The sequence below is a fragment of the Halomonas sp. genome, assembly GCF_052095765.1.
Lineage (GTDB): Bacteria > Pseudomonadota > Gammaproteobacteria > Pseudomonadales > Halomonadaceae > Halomonas.
Genome location: NZ_JBQDJZ010000069.1, coordinates 1 through 15,518, shown reverse-complemented (window position 1 = coordinate 15,518; position 15,518 = coordinate 1). Strand labels below are relative to the sequence as shown.

Genomic DNA, 15,518 nt, shown 5'->3' with positions numbered 1-15,518 from the left:
CGCCGGCTCCATTCGCCAGCGCGGTGAGATGGACCCGATTTTCGTACAAGACAAGAGTGAGCTGCCCGGTCTGCTGAAGCGCGTGCTCAAGCCGGGTGATCTATTGATTACTCAGGGGGCTGGTGATGTGGGCAGCATTGCACAGCAGCTTGCTGACAGTGGTCTGAATTTTGATGAGGTAGCGTTATGACAGCGAATACCGACCATGGGCGTGTCGTTGTGCTGTATGGCGGTGACTCTGCCGAGCGCGAGGTTTCTTTGATGAGCGGCCAGGCTGTGCTGGACTCACTGACACGCTCAGGCCTGTCGCCCCAGGGCTACGACACGGCCGGTGGAGACCTGTCCGGTCTTGAAAAGATGGCGCCGGACAAGGTGTTCATCGCGTTGCACGGGCGGGGTGGTGAAGATGGTACGCTTCAGGGCGCGCTTGAGCTGATGGGCATCCCTTACACCGGCAGTGGCGTATTGGCGTCTGCCGTCGGCATGGACAAAATACGCACCAAGTGGCTATGGCTGTCACAGGGTTTGCCAACCCCTGACAGCGTGAGCCTTGACGCGGATTCCGACTTGATTGCGGTCGTCGAGCGCCTTGGGCTGCCACTGATTGTCAAGCCTGTCCATGAGGGGTCCACGCTGGGTATTACTGTTGTTGAGACGGCCGATGCACTGAAAGCGGCCTATCAGGATGCTGTTCATTACGATAGCCGGGTAATGGCTGAGAGTTTTGTCAGTGGTGAAGAATATACAGTGTCAGTACTTGGCGACATGACACTGCCGGCAATTCGCGTTGAAGTGCCAAGTGGCTTTTATGATTATGAAGCCAAGTATATTTCCAATGATACCCTTTATCATTTGCCCAGTGGTCTATCTGATAAAGACGAGGCAGAACTTGCCAGCTTGTGTCTGCGCGCGTTCGAGGTGGTGGGTTGTAAGGGATGGGGACGCGTTGATGTGATGCGTGATGCGCAAGGGCGGTTCTGGCTGATTGAAGTCAACACCTCGCCAGGCATGACTGACCACAGCCTGGTACCTCAGGCCGCCGCACATGTGGGGATTGATTTTGATCACCTGGTGCTAAAAATTCTCGATACAGTCGGGAGTCGCTGATCGATGATGCGTCGCGGAACCCTGATCAGCCTGCTGTTTCTGGTCGCGCTGCTGGCGGGCGGTTCCTATGCGTTATGGAGCTGGCTTGACCGCCCCATTGAGCGCGTATCCATCCGTGGCGGTGATATGCGCCATGTGGGAGCGGATTATCTACGCAACCAGCTGTCACCACTGGTCAGCGATCGCCGGTGGCTATCCGTGGACCTAGATGAACTGCGCGAGCAGGCGCTGGAAATCGGCTGGTTAAAAGAAGTTCATATTCGCAGGGAGTGGCCTGACGGATTGACGTTCGAGTTGCTTGAGCAGTCGCCGGTAGCGCGCTGGAACGATGACCAGTTGCTGAATGGCGACGGTGAGCCTTTTGACTTTGCACCTGCGGAGGTGCCGGACGGCTTGATTTTTCTTTCGGGCCCTAATGACAGTGGTCCTGAGGTGCTGGCGTTTCATGGCGAGCTCGAGAAACGCCTAAAACAGCACGGGATGGAAGTGGCTCAGCTGCGTCTTGAAGACCGCGGTGCCTGGCGCTTCCAGCTGGAGGACGGCCTGTGGATCATGCTCGGGCGTGCCAATCAGGAAGCTCGGCTGGAACGCTTCGAAGCCGTGTGGCAGCGGCGTCTGGCAGAGCTGGCAGCCCACCTTCGCTATATTGACCTGCGCTATCCCAACGGGGTCGCGGTGGCTTGGCATGGTGAAACAGAACCGATTGAATCTGCTGACTGAGGATTGTTAATACCGCAGTACAACATGATTGATGTGTTGATTAATCAATCAGCAAGGTGTTTCCTTCTAATGAAATAGGTCGTATGGTATTGAGTATATTTTCAGGCTGGGCTGGTGTATTGAAGTCGTTTGTTATTATAATTACACAGGTTTAATTGCCCAATTCAAGCACATCTCCTTCGGGAAGGTTCTAGGAGTTACCCCGACTCATGTCAGGTCCATACAATGCGTCCAATATGGTCGTCGGGCTGGATATCGGAACATCCAAGGTCGTAGCAATCGTGGGTCAGCCCACAGATGATGGCGGCATCGAGATTGCCGGTATCGGCTCACATCCCTCAAGAGGGATGAAAAAAGGTGTTGTGATCAATATCGAGTCTACGGTGCAGTCCATTCAGCGTGCCGTTGAAGAAGCCGAGCTGATGGCTGGTTGTGATATCCATTCTGTCTATGTCGGCATCGCCGGTAGTCATATCAGTTCGATGAACTCCGATGGTGTCGTGGCGATCAAGGACCGTGAAGTCGCTGCCTCGGACGTGGATCGTGTGATTGACTCTGCCCGTGCTCGTGCCATCTCGGAAGGCCAGAAAGTGCTGCATGTGCTGCCCCAAGAGTTTTCCATTGACACCCAGGGCGGTATTCGTGAGCCGCTGGGCATGTCCGGTGTTCGTCTAGAGGCCAGGGTCCATCTGGTGACGGCAGCGCTGAATGCGGTACAGAATATTGAGAAATGTGTTCGCCGCTGTGGCCTGGATGTTGATGCCATCATCTTGGAGCAGCTGGCATCGAGCCACGCCGTGCTGACTGAGGATGAGCGTGAGCTGGGCGTATGTATGGTGGATATTGGCGGCGGGACAACAGACATCGCGGTGTTTACTGAGGGCGCTATCCGGCACACTTCGGTGATTTCCATTGCGGGTGACCAAGTCACCAACGACATCGCAATGGCGCTCAGGACACCGACTCAGCACGCTGAAGACATCAAGGTTAAATATGCCTGTGCGCTAACGCAGCTGGCCGCCAGTGACGACATGATCAAAGTGCCAAGCGTGGGCGATCGCCCGGCCAGGGATCTTTCGCGTCAGGCGCTGGCTGAAGTGGTTGAGCCGCGCTACGAGGAAATTTTCATGCTGGTGCGCGACGAATTGCGTCGCAGCGGCTATGAGGAGCTCGTGGCGGCGGGAATCGTATTGACTGGCGGTACCTCCAGAATGGAAGGCGCAGTCGAGCTGGCTGAGGAAATTTTCCACATGCCAGTTCGTATTGCCTGCCCGCAGAGTGTGCGTGGCCTGGCTGATGTGGTGCGTAACCCGATCTACTCTACAGGAGTTGGTCTACTGCATTATGCGCTGCAAGAGGATCGCCGGGGACGGGGAGTGCAGCAGGAAGATAGTGGAAGTGTTGCAGTGCATGCCAATCGTGGTGATGCCACCCGACGCAAGAATGCTGAATCGACACCAGCGCTGGCAAAGCTCGTGAGCTGGTTCAAAGGAAATTTCTGACAGGGCTGCGACGGCGGCTCAGGAGACGGGCAAATGTTTGAACTCGTAGATAGCGCACCCTCAAGCAGTGCGGTTATCAAGGTCATCGGTGTTGGTGGTGGTGGCGGTAACGCTGTCAATCACATGGTGGAAAGCAACATTGAGGGTGTTGAGTTCATCTGTGCCAACACTGATGCTCAGGCGCTCAAGCGTGTGGCGGCCAAGACCGTGCTGCAGCTGGGTGCTGAAATCACCAAGGGGCTCGGTGCCGGTGCCAACCCTGAGGTGGGACGTCAGGCCGCGATGGAAGACCGTGAGCGGATCGCTGAGCTGATCAGCGGTGCTGACATGGTATTCATCACTGCCGGGATGGGTGGCGGCACAGGAACCGGTGGTGCGCCGGTGGTTGCCCAGGTGGCCAAAGAGCTCGGTATTCTCACCGTGGCTGTGGTGACGCGCCCGTTCCCTTTCGAGGGCCCCAAACGTCTGCGCGCCGCTGAGGAGGGCATGAAAGAGCTCTCTGAGCACGTTGACTCCCTGATCACCATCCCCAACGAGAAACTGCTCTCAGTGCTGGGCAAGAACGCTAGCCTGCTGACGGCGTTCAGCGCAGCCAATGACGTGTTGCTGGGTGCGGTGCAGGGTATTGCCGAGTTAATCACCAGCCCCGGTATCATCAACGTCGACTTTGCAGACGTACGTACTGTGATGTCCGAAATGGGTATCGCGATGATGGGCACGGGTGGCGCCACCGGCGAAAATCGTGCCCGCGAGGCCGCAGAGAAAGCCATTCGTAGCCCGCTGTTGGAAGATGTCGATCTGCACGGCGCCCGCGGTATTCTGGTCAATATCACTGCTGGGCCGGACATGTCCATCGGGGAGTTCAATGATGTGGGTGCAACGGTCCAGGAATTCGCTTCGCAGGACGCCACCATCGTTGTGGGTACTTCCATTGACATGAACATGAGCGATGAGCTGCGCGTTACTGTGGTAGCGGCCGGGCTTGAGTCCGATCGCCAGATCGGTGCTTCGCAGCGCGACGGTGCCAAACGTGCTGAAACCCCGCGCGGAGATCTACGCCAGCGTCAGGCGGGTCTAGGGCGCAGTGCGCATGCGTCGCCAGGTGCGGGGCGAAGCCAGTCAGCGGTTGGCGGCAGTAGTGCAGCTGCCGAGCAACGCGAGCCGGTTCGTGAGCGGCCTGAGCCACGCAAGGGCACCCAGGAAATGGATGACTATCTGGACATTCCGGCATTCCTGAGGCGTCAGGCTGACTGAGCCCAAGTAAATCCTGTCAAGGGACGCCATGTCGCTGATGCAACTTTATTTGTTAAAACAGATGTTCGATGCTACAGTGAACGGTGTTCGATAACTGATAACTGCTCGGCGACTGTCCATGATCAGACAACGTACTCTCAAAAATGTGATCCGTGCCACCGGTGTTGGCCTCCACTCAGGTAAGAAGGTTCACCTTGCGCTGCGGCCTGCGCCGGTGAACACCGGCATCGTATTCGTTCGCACTGACCTTGATCCCGAAGTCCACATCAAGGCCAGTGCTCATAATGTGGCCGACACCATGTTGTGCACTGCGGTTTCTCGTGGTGACGTCAAGGTGGCTACGGTTGAACACCTGATGTCTGCGCTTGCCGGTCTCGGCATTGATAATGCGTTTGTCGATGTCAGTGCACCTGAGGTGCCCATCATGGATGGTAGTGCCGGGCCTTTTGTGTTCCTGATCCAATCCGCAGGTGTGCTGGAACAGAATGCGGCCAAGAAGTTCATCCGCATCAAGCGTGAAGTCGCAGTTCGTGATGGTGACAAGGAAGCGGTATTCCTGCCACACCAGGGGTTCAAGGTGTCCTTTGCCATCGACTTTGATCACCCCGTGTTTGAGCGCCAGAAACAGGTGGCCAGCGTGGATTTTTCCACGACTTCTTTTGTCAAGGAAGTCTCTCGCGCCCGTACCTTTGGTTTCATGCGCGACCTGGAACACCTGCGGGCCAACAACCTGGCGTTGGGCGGAAGCCTGGATAATGCCATCGTTGTTGACGAGTACCGGATCGTGAACGAAGGCGGCCTGCGTTATGAGGACGAGTTCGTCAAGCATAAGGTGCTTGATGCCATCGGAGACCTCTACCAGCTGGGGCACAGTCTCATCGGTGAGTTCCGCGGGATCAAGTCAGGGCATGCGCTGAACAATCAGCTATGCCGTGCGTTGCTTGACCAGCCGGATGCGTTTGAAATCGTCACTTTTGAAGAAAATGCAGCGGAAGTGCCTATTTCCTATTCCGTTTCTGCGATGGCTTGATACTAGTATGTGAGAGCCGGAAGTCGTTGAGAGTCGATTTCTGGTTCTGAGTCTCTGGTCAGTTAAGTAAGGACAGTCCTGATTTCCAGGAAAGCCACGAATGCCGCCTGATCCCAGGGCGGCATTTTCGCTTTCAGTATTCGTTGTTTTTGTTGCTGTCGTTGCTGCGCCCGTGGGCCGCCAGCCGCAGTAGGGCGTCGCGCAGCTTGGGATCTTTCACTGTGTCGGCACAGCTTAGTAGCTCGTCAGCGGCCCGGGCGGGCAAGTGCCGCGGTTGGCGCATGGGTGTTTTCGCTGGGCGGATTGGCCGGACCTTCAGTGTCAGGCCAGTGGTGCTTTCCAGTCCAGGGTATTGCTTTACCAGCTCAAGCAGTAATCGCTGCTCATAGCGCAGCCGAGTCAGCCAGACGGCACGATCCGTGAGCAGGGTCAGCTTACCCTCATGGAAACCGCCCACAAACACATGCTCAGCAAGCTCTGCTGGCAGGCGCTGGTGCAGATGCTGCTGGACACCTTCGATGAGTTGGGCCTTGTCGATCAGAGGGGCCAGCCGGCCAATGTTCAACAGTCGGCTCATGGGCTGGGCGCGGAACCGCTTAACCTTTATACTCATGGACTTGTCAATCTGGGGCTAGGCTCCAGTAGATTATCATCGGCTCTGCCAGTGCCTGGCAGGCGTCATTTCAGGGTAGCTAGACTAGCATGCATGCAAGTGGCTCAACAGCATGGCTCATCTAAGCACGACGCGGGACACGGAGTGTGTGATGGCACTTGAAAGTGCTTCGCGCCGGGCCAGCCGGTGGTGGCTGGCCGGTCTGCTGGTCACCTGCCTGCTGCCGGCCAGTCTCGCCCAATCCAGCCCGCTTAGCCACGCTGAGCGTCTGGTCCAGGCCTGTATACTGGTGCCGGTGCTGCGGCGAGCCTCTCGACGCCTGTCAGTGCGTCGTCACACCAGACATGCCCTGCCACGCCAACCTGCCACTCATGCTGCCTCGGTGTGTCGCCTGGGACGTTTTTCGCTGTTTTCTTTGCTTCATGCTGTGGCCGCCCATGATGTGCTGACACGCCGTGGCCCGCCACTTTGCCCATGATCCAGCGGGGTGAACAGCACCCCAGACATAGACGATGGATTAGGCATACACAGGCAACGGCAGAGTAACTCATGTTCAGTAAAGCATTACGTAAAGTGGTCGGCTCTCGCAACGAGCGCGAGGTCAAGCGGCTGCGCAAGCCAGTAGAACGGATCAATGCCTTGGAAGAAGCGTTGGAGGCACTCAGTGATGATGAGCTGCGTGCGCGTACCGACATGTTTCGCGAGCGCCTGGCTCAGGATGAGAGTCTGAAGTCACTTCTGCCTGAGGCGTTTGCCACTGTGCGCGAGGCCAGCAAGCGTGTCATGGGCATGCGTCATTTTGACGTGCAGATGATGGGCGGCATGACCCTAAATAATGGCCGTATCGCTGAGATGAAAACCGGTGAGGGTAAGACACTAGTGGCAACACTGGCGGTTTACCTCAATGCGCTTCCCGGCCGCGGTGTGCATGTGGTGACGGTGAACGACTATCTGGCACGTCGCGATGCCGAGTGGATGCGCCCGCTGTATGAGTTCCTCGGTTTGACGGTGGGGATCATCCTGCCGGGTCAGGATCCCGGCGAGAAGCGTCAAGCCTATGCCTGCGATATCACCTACGGCACCAACAATGAGTTCGGTTTTGATTACCTGCGCGACAACATGGCGTTTTCTCTTGAAGAGAAAGTCCAGCGGGAACTGTATTTCGCCATCATTGACGAAGTTGACTCGATTCTGATCGATGAGGCGAGAACGCCGCTGATCATCTCTGGCGCGGTGGATGAGAACACGGAGTTGTATCGGGTGGTGGATCGTCTGGCGCGGCAGCTGTCGCCCTGTGAAGACGAAGAAAGCCCTGAAACTGGCGACTTTATCCTTGATGAAAAACAGAAGCAGGTCGAGTTGACCGAGGACGGTCACCATCGGGTTGAGGCGCTGATGCGTGCCGAAGGCCTGCTGGGCGAAGAGGAGTCGCTGTACGCTGCCCAGAATCTCAATCTGTTGCACCATATGAATTCGGCGCTGCGCGCGCAATACCTGTATCAGCGCGACGTGGACTACATCGTCAATGATGATCAGGTGGTAATCGTTGATGAGCATACCGGGCGTACCATGCCCGGTCGTCGCTGGTCCGAGGGTTTGCATCAGGCGGTGGAAGCCAAAGAAGGTGTGACGGTGCAGCGCGAGAGCCAGACCCTGGCCTCGACCACTTTCCAGAACTACTTCAGGCTTTACCACAAGCTGTCAGGTATGACTGGCACCGCCGACACTGAAGCTTTCGAGTTCCGTCAGATATATGGTCTGGACGTGATGGTGATTCCTACCAATCGGCCATTGACCCGTAAAGACCACTTGGACCTGGTGTATCTGTCTGCTGAGGAAAAATTCGAGGCGATTATCGCGGACGTCAAGACTCAGACGCAGGCGGGGCGGCCCGTGCTGGTGGGTACGGCGTCCATCGATACCTCAGAGTATCTGGCTGGCTTGATGAAAAAAGCGGACATCAGCTTCAATGTGCTGAATGCCAAGCAGCACCAGAGCGAAGCCCAGATCATCGCCCAGGCCGGTCGTCCTGGCGCGGTTACCATCGCTACCAATATGGCGGGTCGTGGTACCGATATCGTGCTCGGCGGCAACTGGGAAGCCGAAGTGGCTTCGCTTGATTCGCCTAGCGAGCAGGATGTGGAGCGTTTGAAGGCCGAGTGGCAGAAACGCCATGAGGGGGTGCTTGAAGCTGGTGGTCTACACGTGATCGGCTCCGAGCGTCACGAGTCCAGGCGTATCGACAACCAGCTGCGCGGGCGGGCAGGGCGTCAGGGGGACCCGGGTTCAACGCGTTTTTTCCTGTCGCTGGAAGACAACTTGATGCGGCTGTTCGGCTCGGATCGCGTGCAGCGCCTCATGCAGGCACTGGGGCTTGAGCGTGGCGAGGCAATAGAGCACAAGATGGTCTCCAATGCCGTGGAGCGGGCTCAGAAAAAAGTTGAGGGCCGCAACTTCGATATTCGTAAGCAGCTGCTGGAATACGACGATGTTGCCAACGACCAGCGCCGCGTCATCTACGAGCAGCGTAACGAAATTCTTGTCGCTGAGGATGTCTCAGAGAATATTCTTGGCATTCGTCAGGAAGTGATGGATGAGGCCATCAGCCAGTTTGTGCCTCCGCAGAGTCTTCCCGAGCAGTGGGACCTGCATGGGCTGGAAACACATCTTAAGACCGAGCTCAATCTGGACGCGCCGGTGGTGAAGTGGTCCGAGGAGGACGAGCGCTTTCACGAAGAGCAGCTGCGTGAGCTTCTGCAGAGCATGCACTCCGAAGCCTATGCGGCCAAGGTTGAAGCAGCTGGCCCTGAGCTGATGCGGCGTTTTGAGAAGCAGGTCATGCTGCAGGTGCTGGATACGCGCTGGAAAGAGCACTTGCAGTCGATGGATCACTTGCGTCGCGGCATCCACCTGCGTGGCTATGCGCAGAAGAACCCCAAGCAGGAATATAAGCGGGAGTCGTTTGCGCTGTTCCAGACGCTGCTGGTCAATATTAAGGACGACATCATCCGTATTCTCAGTCACGTCAAGGTACGTGCGCCGGAAGAAGTGGACGCCCTGGAGCGTGAGCGTAAAGAAGAACTCGAGCGTGAAAGAGCAACGGCAACCAATCTGCATGATGAGGCACCCACCGGTGTTGAGCCGCAGGAAGCCCTGGCAGCACCCGGTGCGGATGGGCGTCCTTTGCGTCGTGAGGGGCCCAAGGTCGGACGTAACGATGCCTGCCCCTGCGGTTCTGGCAAAAAATACAAGCAGTGCTGCGGCAAGCTGAGCTAGTCGCTGCGTCACCCGAAATTGATACAGGAGACAGGCCATGGCCGTTGGTGTGGCGAAGTTCCCCAGCATGCCTGAGATTGCCGGGCTGCGGCTGGGTATTGCCCAAGCGGGGATCAAAACCCCAGACCGTCGCGATCTGGTGGTAATTGAGGTGCCTCAAGGCGCCAGCCTGGCTGGCGTATTTACGCTGAATGCGTTTTGTGCCGCCCCGGTGACAGTCGCCAAGCAGCACCTGGCCGAACAGGGCAGTGGCGTCGACAGTGCCCGCTACCTGGTGATCAACACGGGAAATGCCAATGCCGGTACCGGCCAGCAGGGCATTGAGGATGCACAGGCAACCTGTCGTGAACTGGCCCAGCTGGCTGGCGTGAAAGCAAACGCAGTGCTGCCGTTTTCCACCGGAGTGATCGGTGAGCTTCTGCCCATGTCGCGCTTGCTTGCTGGGCTGCCTGAGGCGTTTTCCAGCCTGTCGCAGAGCGCAGAGGCCTGGTCGGCAGCGGGCGAGGGTATTCTGACCACAGATACCCGGGCTAAGGGTGCCACACGCACCCTGGACGTGAACGGCGCCACGGTTACGATCAATGGCATCGCCAAGGGCTCTGGCATGATCAAGCCGAACATGGCGACCATGCTCGGCTTTGTGGCCACCGATGCAAACCTGGCGCCGGAGGTGCTGGAGTCGCTATTACGTGAAAGTGTGGCAACCAGCTTCAACTGCATCAGTGTGGACGGTGACACCTCGACCAACGATGCTTGCCTGCTGATCAGCACCAATCAAGGGGCGCGTATCGAGGGTCAGGAAGCACTAGCGCGTTTTGGTGCGGCTCTTGATGACGTGATGATCGAGCTGGCCCAAGCGATTGTGCGTGACGGCGAAGGCGCCACCAAATTTGTGACCCTGGACGTTGAACAGGCTTCTAGTCGCCAGGAAGCGCTGGACGTGGCTTTCACGGTGGCGCATTCGCCGCTGGTCAAGACGGCACTAGCCGCCAGTGATGCCAACTGGGGACGGATCCTAGCGGCTGTCGGCAGGGCGCCTGTCGACAACTTTGATGTCGCTGCCATTACCATTGATATCGGCGATGTGCGAATTGTCGAGCACGGCGGTCGCGCTGCCAGTTACACCGAAGCCGCCGGCAGCGCTGTCATGGCCGACGACAACATCACTATCCGTATTAGCTTGGGACGCGGGGCAGACGCCGCGCGGGTCTGGACCACGGATCTTACCCGGGAATACGTTGCCATCAACGCGGACTACCGCAGCTGAGTGGCCCGTTGACAGGAATTGCCAATCCATGACCCTGTGCGGTCACGGCACGCAGGACATAACCCAATGAACATGAAGGTTAAGAGAAGAGCGCACGTGGCGGCAGCCGCCATCATCAGCGCCGACGGAAATGAAGTGCTGCTGGCACGACGTCCTTCCAATGTGGATCAGGGCGGGCTTTGGGAGTTTCCCGGCGGCAAGCTGGCGCCTTATGAAACCGGTCTTGAAGCACTCAAGCGTGAGCTGCACGAAGAGCTAGGGATCGAAGTCACGCGTGCCCAGCCGCTGATCCGTATACACCACGAGTACCCTGACAAGCACATCCTGCTGGATGTTTGGCAGGTGCTGGAATTTACCGGCGAAGCCTTTGGCCGCGAGGGGCAGGCGGTGCGCTGGGTGCCCATGGACGAGCTGGTGAATTACCCGTTCCCGGCCGCCAATCTGCCGATACTCAAGGCCGTCATGCTGCCTCTTGAGTACCTTATTACGGCGGAAGAGGACGACGAGTCGATCTTTGATACCCGGCTTGAGCGGGCGCTCATCGAGGATGGCGTCAAGCTGGTGCAGCTGCGCGCCAAACGGCTGGATGAAGCCGCCTACGTGGCCCGTGCCGAACGTGCGCTGGCGCTGTGCCATGCCCACGGTGCCCGACTGATGCTTAATGGAGATCCCTCGCTGATCGACCAGGTTGCCGCTGACGGGATTCACCTGACCAGCGAGCGCCTGATGGGACTTGAGCGCCGGCCCCTGCGTGAAGGCCTGTGGCTATCAGCATCAACTCATAATGAGGAACAGCTAGCGCGTGCCTACCGTATCGGCTGCGACTTTGTCACCCTGTCACCCGTCAAGCCGACGCCGTCACATCCTGAAGCGGCCATTCTTGGCTGGCACCAGTTTCAGAGGTTGGTCGAGCGGGCAGGAATGCCGGTATTTGCCCTGGGTGGCATGAGCCGTTTTGATGCCAACCAGGCGCGAGGCGTGGGTGCCCAGGGCATCGCCTCAATCCGCGACTTCTGGAAATGATCCATGCTTGATCGACTGCCGTTTCTGATCGGGTTGCGCTATGTTGGCGCCAAACGCCGCAACCATTTCATCTCGTTTATTTCACTGACCTCGATGCTGGGTCTTACCCTGGGCGTGGCAGTGTTGATTCTGGTGCTCTCGGTAATGAACGGTTTCGACCGGGAAATGCGCACGCGAATCCTCGGCATGGTGCCGCATACCAGCATCGAGAAGCCGTCAGGACTTGTTGAGTGGCAGCCCCTGGCCGAGCGTCTGGTGCAGCGCGAGCATGTCATCGGTGCTGCACCCTATATCCAGCAGCAGGGCATGTTCTCAGTGGCTGGCCGCAATCAGGGAGCCATGGTCAACGGTATTCTGCCGGAGTGGGAAAGTCAGGTATCGATTATTGGCGACCACATGCAACGTGGCAGTCTTGATGAACTGGTGGCTGGAGAGTGGAATGTGGTGCTGGGTTCACAGCTGGCACGCTCACTGGGCGTTGGTGTAGGTGATCGGGTGACCCTGCTAGTGCCGGAAGCCTCGATTACACCCGCCGGCGTTTTTCCGCGTCTCAAGCGTTTCACCGTCAGCGGTATCTTCAGTGTGGGTGCCGATCTTGACGGGGGCCTTGCCTATGCGCATCTCGAAGACATGCAGACCCTGGCTCGCATGGGCGATGCGGTTGGCGGGCTGCGACTGGAACTTGATGACCTGTTCCTGGCTGGCAGCGAGACCCGAGACATCATCAATGAGTTGGGCATGGATTACCGCGGTCTGGACTGGACCTATACCCGTGGCAACCTGTTCCAGGCGATCCAGATGGAGAAGCGCATGATCGGGCTGCTGCTCACGGTGATCATTGCTGTGGCGGCTTTTAATATTGTTTCCACGCTGGTCATGGTCGTCACCGATAAGCATGCCGATATCGCCATCCTGCGCACTATTGGTGCGACGCCACGGTCGGTAATGGGGATCTTCATCGTGCAGGGGTTGGCTATCGGGATTATTGGTATCCTGATTGGGGTGGTGCTGGGTATCGCACTGGCGCTGAGCGTGGCCGATATTATCGCTTTCGTGGAATCTACACTGGGCTTTAAGTTCCTCGACAGTGGTGTGTATTTCATCAGCGAACTGCCGTCGGAGCTACGCTGGAGCGACGTGCGCCAGATTGTGCTGGCCGCTTTCGGGCTAACCTTCCTTTCTACACTGTATCCGGCCTGGCGTGCCGCCCGGGTCCAACCTGCCGAGGTGTTGCGCTATGAGTGAGTCGACCGCTGTTTCAGCGCAGGGCGACAGGGAGCTGATGCTCGAGTGCCACTCGCTGTCGCGGGTCTATGATGAAGGCCCCCGGGACCTGGTGGTGCTAAATGACTTGTCGCTGGCCGTCAGGGCCGGCGAGCGGGTCGCGATTGTCGGCAGCTCAGGGTCGGGCAAGACGACGCTGCTGAACATGTTGGGCGGGCTGGATATACCGACCAGTGGTGAAGTCCGTGTGGCTGGTCAGTCGCTAAGCGCAATGAACGAGGCAGAGCTGGGGCGCTTTCGCAACCGGCATATTGGTTTCGTTTACCAGTTCCATCACTTGCTGTCTGAGTTCACAGCGCTGGAAAACGTCGCGTTGCCACTGATTATTCGCGGGCAGCGCAAGAAAGCTGCCGAGAAAAAAGCCATGACACTGCTGGAGCGCGTTGGTATGGCCGAACGCGGAGATCATAAGCCGGGCGAGCTGTCAGGCGGCGAGCGTCAGCGCGTGGCTATAGCGCGGGCGCTGGTCACCGACCCGAGCCTGATGCTGATGGATGAGCCTACCGGCAACCTGGACCAGAATACCGCCGCCAGCATTCTTGCCTTGATGGATGAGCTGGCCCGTGCTGGCAACAGGGCCTTTGTGATTGTGACTCACGACCTGTCGTTGGCAGCGCATCAGGACCGCGTTCTGCGTCTTGATGGCGGCCGACTGGTGGAAGATCTCGTTAGCTGAGCAAGCGTCTGCTGCATTTCAGCGACTGATCTTTCATTCCTGCCTGAAGGAGGGCTTGTGGCGCTTTGCCTTTTCGCGCTGGTGGGCACGTTTTCGCCAGCTGCGGGACACCTGCCAACGCCAGACCAGCCTCACCGCCACATTACCAAGCACGGCTGCGACCAAGGCTACTGCCAGAGAGCCTAACATCAGCGGGGGAAGGATATCCGTCAGGCGCTCGGCGATCCACTTGGTCGACAGGCTGGCGGGCGCCATGCGCGGCGTATCGCCGAGTAGCCACGCACCCACCCGATAGTTTCCATAGTAAATCAGCGGCATGGTCAGCGGGTTAGTGATCCACACCAGGCTGACAGCCAATGGCAGGTTGGCACGCCACCAGTAAGCCCCAGCGGCTGCCAGCGCCATTTGCATCGGTATCGGCAACAGTGCGCTGAACAGTCCCACTGACACAGCATTGGCTACACTGCGGCGCGAAAGTGTCCACAGCATAGGATCTCCGATGAGTCGCTTCGGCAAGCCCAGCGGACGCCGTTTGCGAAGTGACTCAGGATGAGGGAGATAGCGTTGTAATAATCGGCGTGGCATGAACGACGTTCTCACGGCACCGTAATGCCGTCTATTATCCATGGAGGCAGGGATGCACGCCATGTTGACAGTTGTTAAGCATGGCGCAGTCTTGGCGCAGGGGCAATGCCATGAGATATGGAGGAGCGCTTCCGCTGGCGGTCATGAGCCTGGCGGGCGTAGTGACAGGGATGTTGGCCGATTCTGCCGTGCTGCAAATGCTGGCAGTGGTTGGGCTGTTATTGTTTGCCCGCCGCCAGTGGTCGGCTGCGGCAGCTGTCAGTGTCGTCCTGCTGGTGGCACTGCGCCTGGTGATGGTGGATGGCGCTGAGCTGGCCCAGGGATTGAGCCGCCAGAACCTAAGCTTGGACGCCCGGCTGGAGTCCGTGGCCAGAGAAGGTCGCGTTACACGCATGATCGCGACGGTGAATGACTGTCAGCCCCGAGGCGCTTCGCTGCCTGCCTGCCATGGCCTTAGGCGTATTCGCTTGAACCTCTACCAGCCGCTGACTCTTGAGCCTGGCGAACAATGGCGCTTTACAGTGCGCTTGCGTCCGCCCGCGGGCATGCAAAACCCCGGCGCTTTTGACTATCGCGCCTGGCTCAAGCGTGAAGGCATTCAGGCGACCGGTTATGTACGACAAACCCCGAAGCCTGTGCGGCTCAAAGAGTCCAGTGGTTCGCTGCGGCGCTCTGCGCTTTCTTATCTTGATCGGCAGCCGATTAGCCCGCTGGGACGCCGCTGGTTGGCCGCCCTGACACTGGGCGATGGTGACCAGCTCGATAAGACTGACTGGGAACGCCTGAATGCAACCGGTACCACGCATTTGATGGTGATCTCGGGGCTGCATGTGGCACTGGTGGCGGGGCTTGCGCTATGGCTGGCGCGGCGTTTGGCAAGGGTCATTATGCCTAGTGACTGGCGTATGACTGCCTGGCCGTGGTGGTTTGCCGGCTGCGCTGCCTTTGGTTTTGGTGTGCTTTCGGGCTTCGAGCCGCCGGCCATGCGAGCTGTGATCATGACGTTACTCGGGCTGTGGGTGGCCAGTGGTCGGCACGCACCGGGTGCCTGGCAGGCCTGTTGGCTGGCTCTGGCGTTGGTGATGTTGTTTGATCCGTTATCGGCTTGGCGGCCTGGGCTGTGGTTGTCTTTTGTGGCCGTGGCGGTTTTGATACTGGCCTGGCAGGGCCGTCCCTGGCCA

14 protein-coding genes and 1 pseudogene are annotated in these 15,518 nt (G+C 58.3%); 13 read left to right on the top strand and 2 right to left on the bottom strand.

The window, feature by feature from the left end; genetic code table 11:
- From murC to lpxC, 6 genes and pseudogenes are all read left to right on the top strand, one after another.
- Positions 1–190 (top strand): annotated as a pseudogene (gene murC, locus ACTH3D_RS09630) (UDP-N-acetylmuramate--L-alanine ligase); the annotation flags it as partial.
- Positions 187–1,107: a D-alanine--D-alanine ligase gene (locus tag ACTH3D_RS09625; protein ID WP_441666861.1), complete on the top strand. Its 921-nt coding sequence runs from the start codon at positions 187–189 to the stop codon at positions 1,105–1,107. The pseudogene murC and the gene ACTH3D_RS09625, both read left to right, overlap by 4 nt.
- Positions 1,108–1,110: 3 nt before the next feature.
- The gene (locus ACTH3D_RS09620) at positions 1,111–1,827 is read left to right on the top strand and encodes a cell division protein FtsQ/DivIB (RefSeq protein WP_441666860.1); all 717 of its coding nucleotides are present in this window, start codon (positions 1,111–1,113) and stop codon (positions 1,825–1,827) included.
- A 209-nt stretch (positions 1,828–2,036) separates the two neighbouring features.
- Positions 2,037–3,329: a cell division protein FtsA gene (gene ftsA / locus ACTH3D_RS09615; protein ID WP_441666859.1), complete on the top strand. Its 1,293-nt coding sequence runs from the start codon at positions 2,037–2,039 to the stop codon at positions 3,327–3,329.
- 33 nt (positions 3,330–3,362) lie between these two features.
- Positions 3,363–4,583, top strand: coding sequence for a cell division protein FtsZ (gene ftsZ / locus ACTH3D_RS09610; RefSeq protein WP_441666858.1), 1,221 nt, complete (start codon positions 3,363–3,365; stop codon positions 4,581–4,583).
- 118 nt (positions 4,584–4,701) lie between these two features.
- The gene (lpxC, locus tag ACTH3D_RS09605) at positions 4,702–5,613 is read left to right on the top strand and encodes a UDP-3-O-acyl-N-acetylglucosamine deacetylase (RefSeq protein ID WP_441666857.1); all 912 of its coding nucleotides are present in this window, start codon (positions 4,702–4,704) and stop codon (positions 5,611–5,613) included.
- Positions 5,614–5,746: 133 nt separating this feature from the next.
- On the opposite strand, the gene ACTH3D_RS09600 is transcribed toward lpxC, so the two are convergent.
- Entirely contained in the window at positions 5,747–6,226 is a 480-nt protein-coding gene (locus ACTH3D_RS09600) for a DUF721 domain-containing protein (protein ID WP_441666856.1), read from the bottom strand.
- A 151-nt stretch (positions 6,227–6,377) separates the two neighbouring features.
- Between ACTH3D_RS09600 and ACTH3D_RS09595 the strand changes: the two genes are divergently transcribed.
- The 6 genes from ACTH3D_RS09595 (at position 6,378) to ACTH3D_RS09570 (ending at position 13,752) form a co-directional block, all read left to right on the top strand.
- Complete coding sequence (locus ACTH3D_RS09595; RefSeq protein WP_441666854.1) at positions 6,378–6,704, top strand: hypothetical protein; 327 nt, start codon at positions 6,378–6,380, stop codon at positions 6,702–6,704.
- A 71-nt stretch (positions 6,705–6,775) separates the two neighbouring features.
- Positions 6,776–9,502 carry a preprotein translocase subunit SecA gene (gene secA / locus ACTH3D_RS09590; RefSeq protein WP_441666853.1) on the top strand — a complete coding sequence of 909 codons (2,727 nt, stop codon included), beginning with the start codon at positions 6,776–6,778 and terminating at the stop codon, positions 9,500–9,502.
- 37 nt (positions 9,503–9,539) lie between these two features.
- Positions 9,540–10,769 (top strand): bifunctional glutamate N-acetyltransferase/amino-acid acetyltransferase ArgJ, encoded by a 1,230-nt coding sequence (gene argJ, locus ACTH3D_RS09585; protein ID WP_441666852.1) that lies wholly within the window; start codon positions 9,540–9,542, stop codon positions 10,767–10,769.
- 66 nt (positions 10,770–10,835) lie between these two features.
- The gene (locus ACTH3D_RS09580; protein ID WP_441666851.1) at positions 10,836–11,792 is read left to right on the top strand and encodes a Nudix family hydrolase; all 957 of its coding nucleotides are present in this window, start codon (positions 10,836–10,838) and stop codon (positions 11,790–11,792) included.
- Positions 11,793–11,795: 3 nt separating this feature from the next.
- A complete protein-coding gene (locus ACTH3D_RS09575; protein WP_441666849.1) occupies positions 11,796–13,037 on the top strand; it encodes a lipoprotein-releasing ABC transporter permease subunit in 1,242 nt (413 codons plus the stop codon).
- A complete protein-coding gene (locus tag ACTH3D_RS09570) occupies positions 13,030–13,752 on the top strand; it encodes an ABC transporter ATP-binding protein (RefSeq protein ID WP_441666848.1) in 723 nt (240 codons plus the stop codon). Before ACTH3D_RS09575 ends, ACTH3D_RS09570 begins: the two co-directional genes overlap by 8 nt.
- Before the next feature lie 33 nt (positions 13,753–13,785).
- Here the strand turns inward: ACTH3D_RS09570 and ACTH3D_RS09565 are convergent, their stop codons facing one another.
- Positions 13,786–14,337, bottom strand: coding sequence for a DUF2062 domain-containing protein (locus ACTH3D_RS09565; protein WP_441666847.1), 552 nt, complete (start codon positions 14,335–14,337; stop codon positions 13,786–13,788).
- Positions 14,338–14,447: 110 nt separating this feature from the next.
- On the opposite strand from ACTH3D_RS09565, the gene ACTH3D_RS09560 reads away from it, so the two are divergent.
- Positions 14,448–15,518: ComEC/Rec2 family competence protein (locus ACTH3D_RS09560; RefSeq protein WP_441666846.1), on the top strand; the 1,071-nt coding region annotated here is incomplete at its 3' end.

Bases quoted from the DNA above. Each gene is read 5' to 3' on its own strand.
- ACTH3D_RS09625 (WP_441666861.1), top strand. From the start codon at position 187: ATGACAGCGAATACCGACCATGGGCGTGTCGTTGTGCTGTATGGCGGT.
- ACTH3D_RS09620 (WP_441666860.1), top strand. From the start codon at position 1,111: ATGATGCGTCGCGGAACCCTGATCAGCCTGCTGTTTCTGGTCGCGCTG.
- ftsA (WP_441666859.1), top strand. From the start codon at position 2,037: ATGTCAGGTCCATACAATGCGTCCAATATGGTCGTCGGGCTGGATATC.
- ftsZ (WP_441666858.1), top strand. From the start codon at position 3,363: ATGTTTGAACTCGTAGATAGCGCACCCTCAAGCAGTGCGGTTATCAAG.
- lpxC (WP_441666857.1), top strand. From the start codon at position 4,702: ATGATCAGACAACGTACTCTCAAAAATGTGATCCGTGCCACCGGTGTT.
- ACTH3D_RS09600 (WP_441666856.1), bottom strand. From the start codon at position 6,226: ATGAGTATAAAGGTTAAGCGGTTCCGCGCCCAGCCCATGAGCCGACTG.
- ACTH3D_RS09595 (WP_441666854.1), top strand. From the start codon at position 6,378: ATGGCACTTGAAAGTGCTTCGCGCCGGGCCAGCCGGTGGTGGCTGGCC.
- secA (WP_441666853.1), top strand. From the start codon at position 6,776: ATGTTCAGTAAAGCATTACGTAAAGTGGTCGGCTCTCGCAACGAGCGC.
- argJ (WP_441666852.1), top strand. From the start codon at position 9,540: ATGGCCGTTGGTGTGGCGAAGTTCCCCAGCATGCCTGAGATTGCCGGG.
- ACTH3D_RS09580 (WP_441666851.1), top strand. From the start codon at position 10,836: ATGAACATGAAGGTTAAGAGAAGAGCGCACGTGGCGGCAGCCGCCATC.
- ACTH3D_RS09575 (WP_441666849.1), top strand. From the start codon at position 11,796: ATGCTTGATCGACTGCCGTTTCTGATCGGGTTGCGCTATGTTGGCGCC.
- ACTH3D_RS09570 (WP_441666848.1), top strand. From the start codon at position 13,030: ATGAGTGAGTCGACCGCTGTTTCAGCGCAGGGCGACAGGGAGCTGATG.
- ACTH3D_RS09565 (WP_441666847.1), bottom strand. From the start codon at position 14,337: ATGCCACGCCGATTATTACAACGCTATCTCCCTCATCCTGAGTCACTT.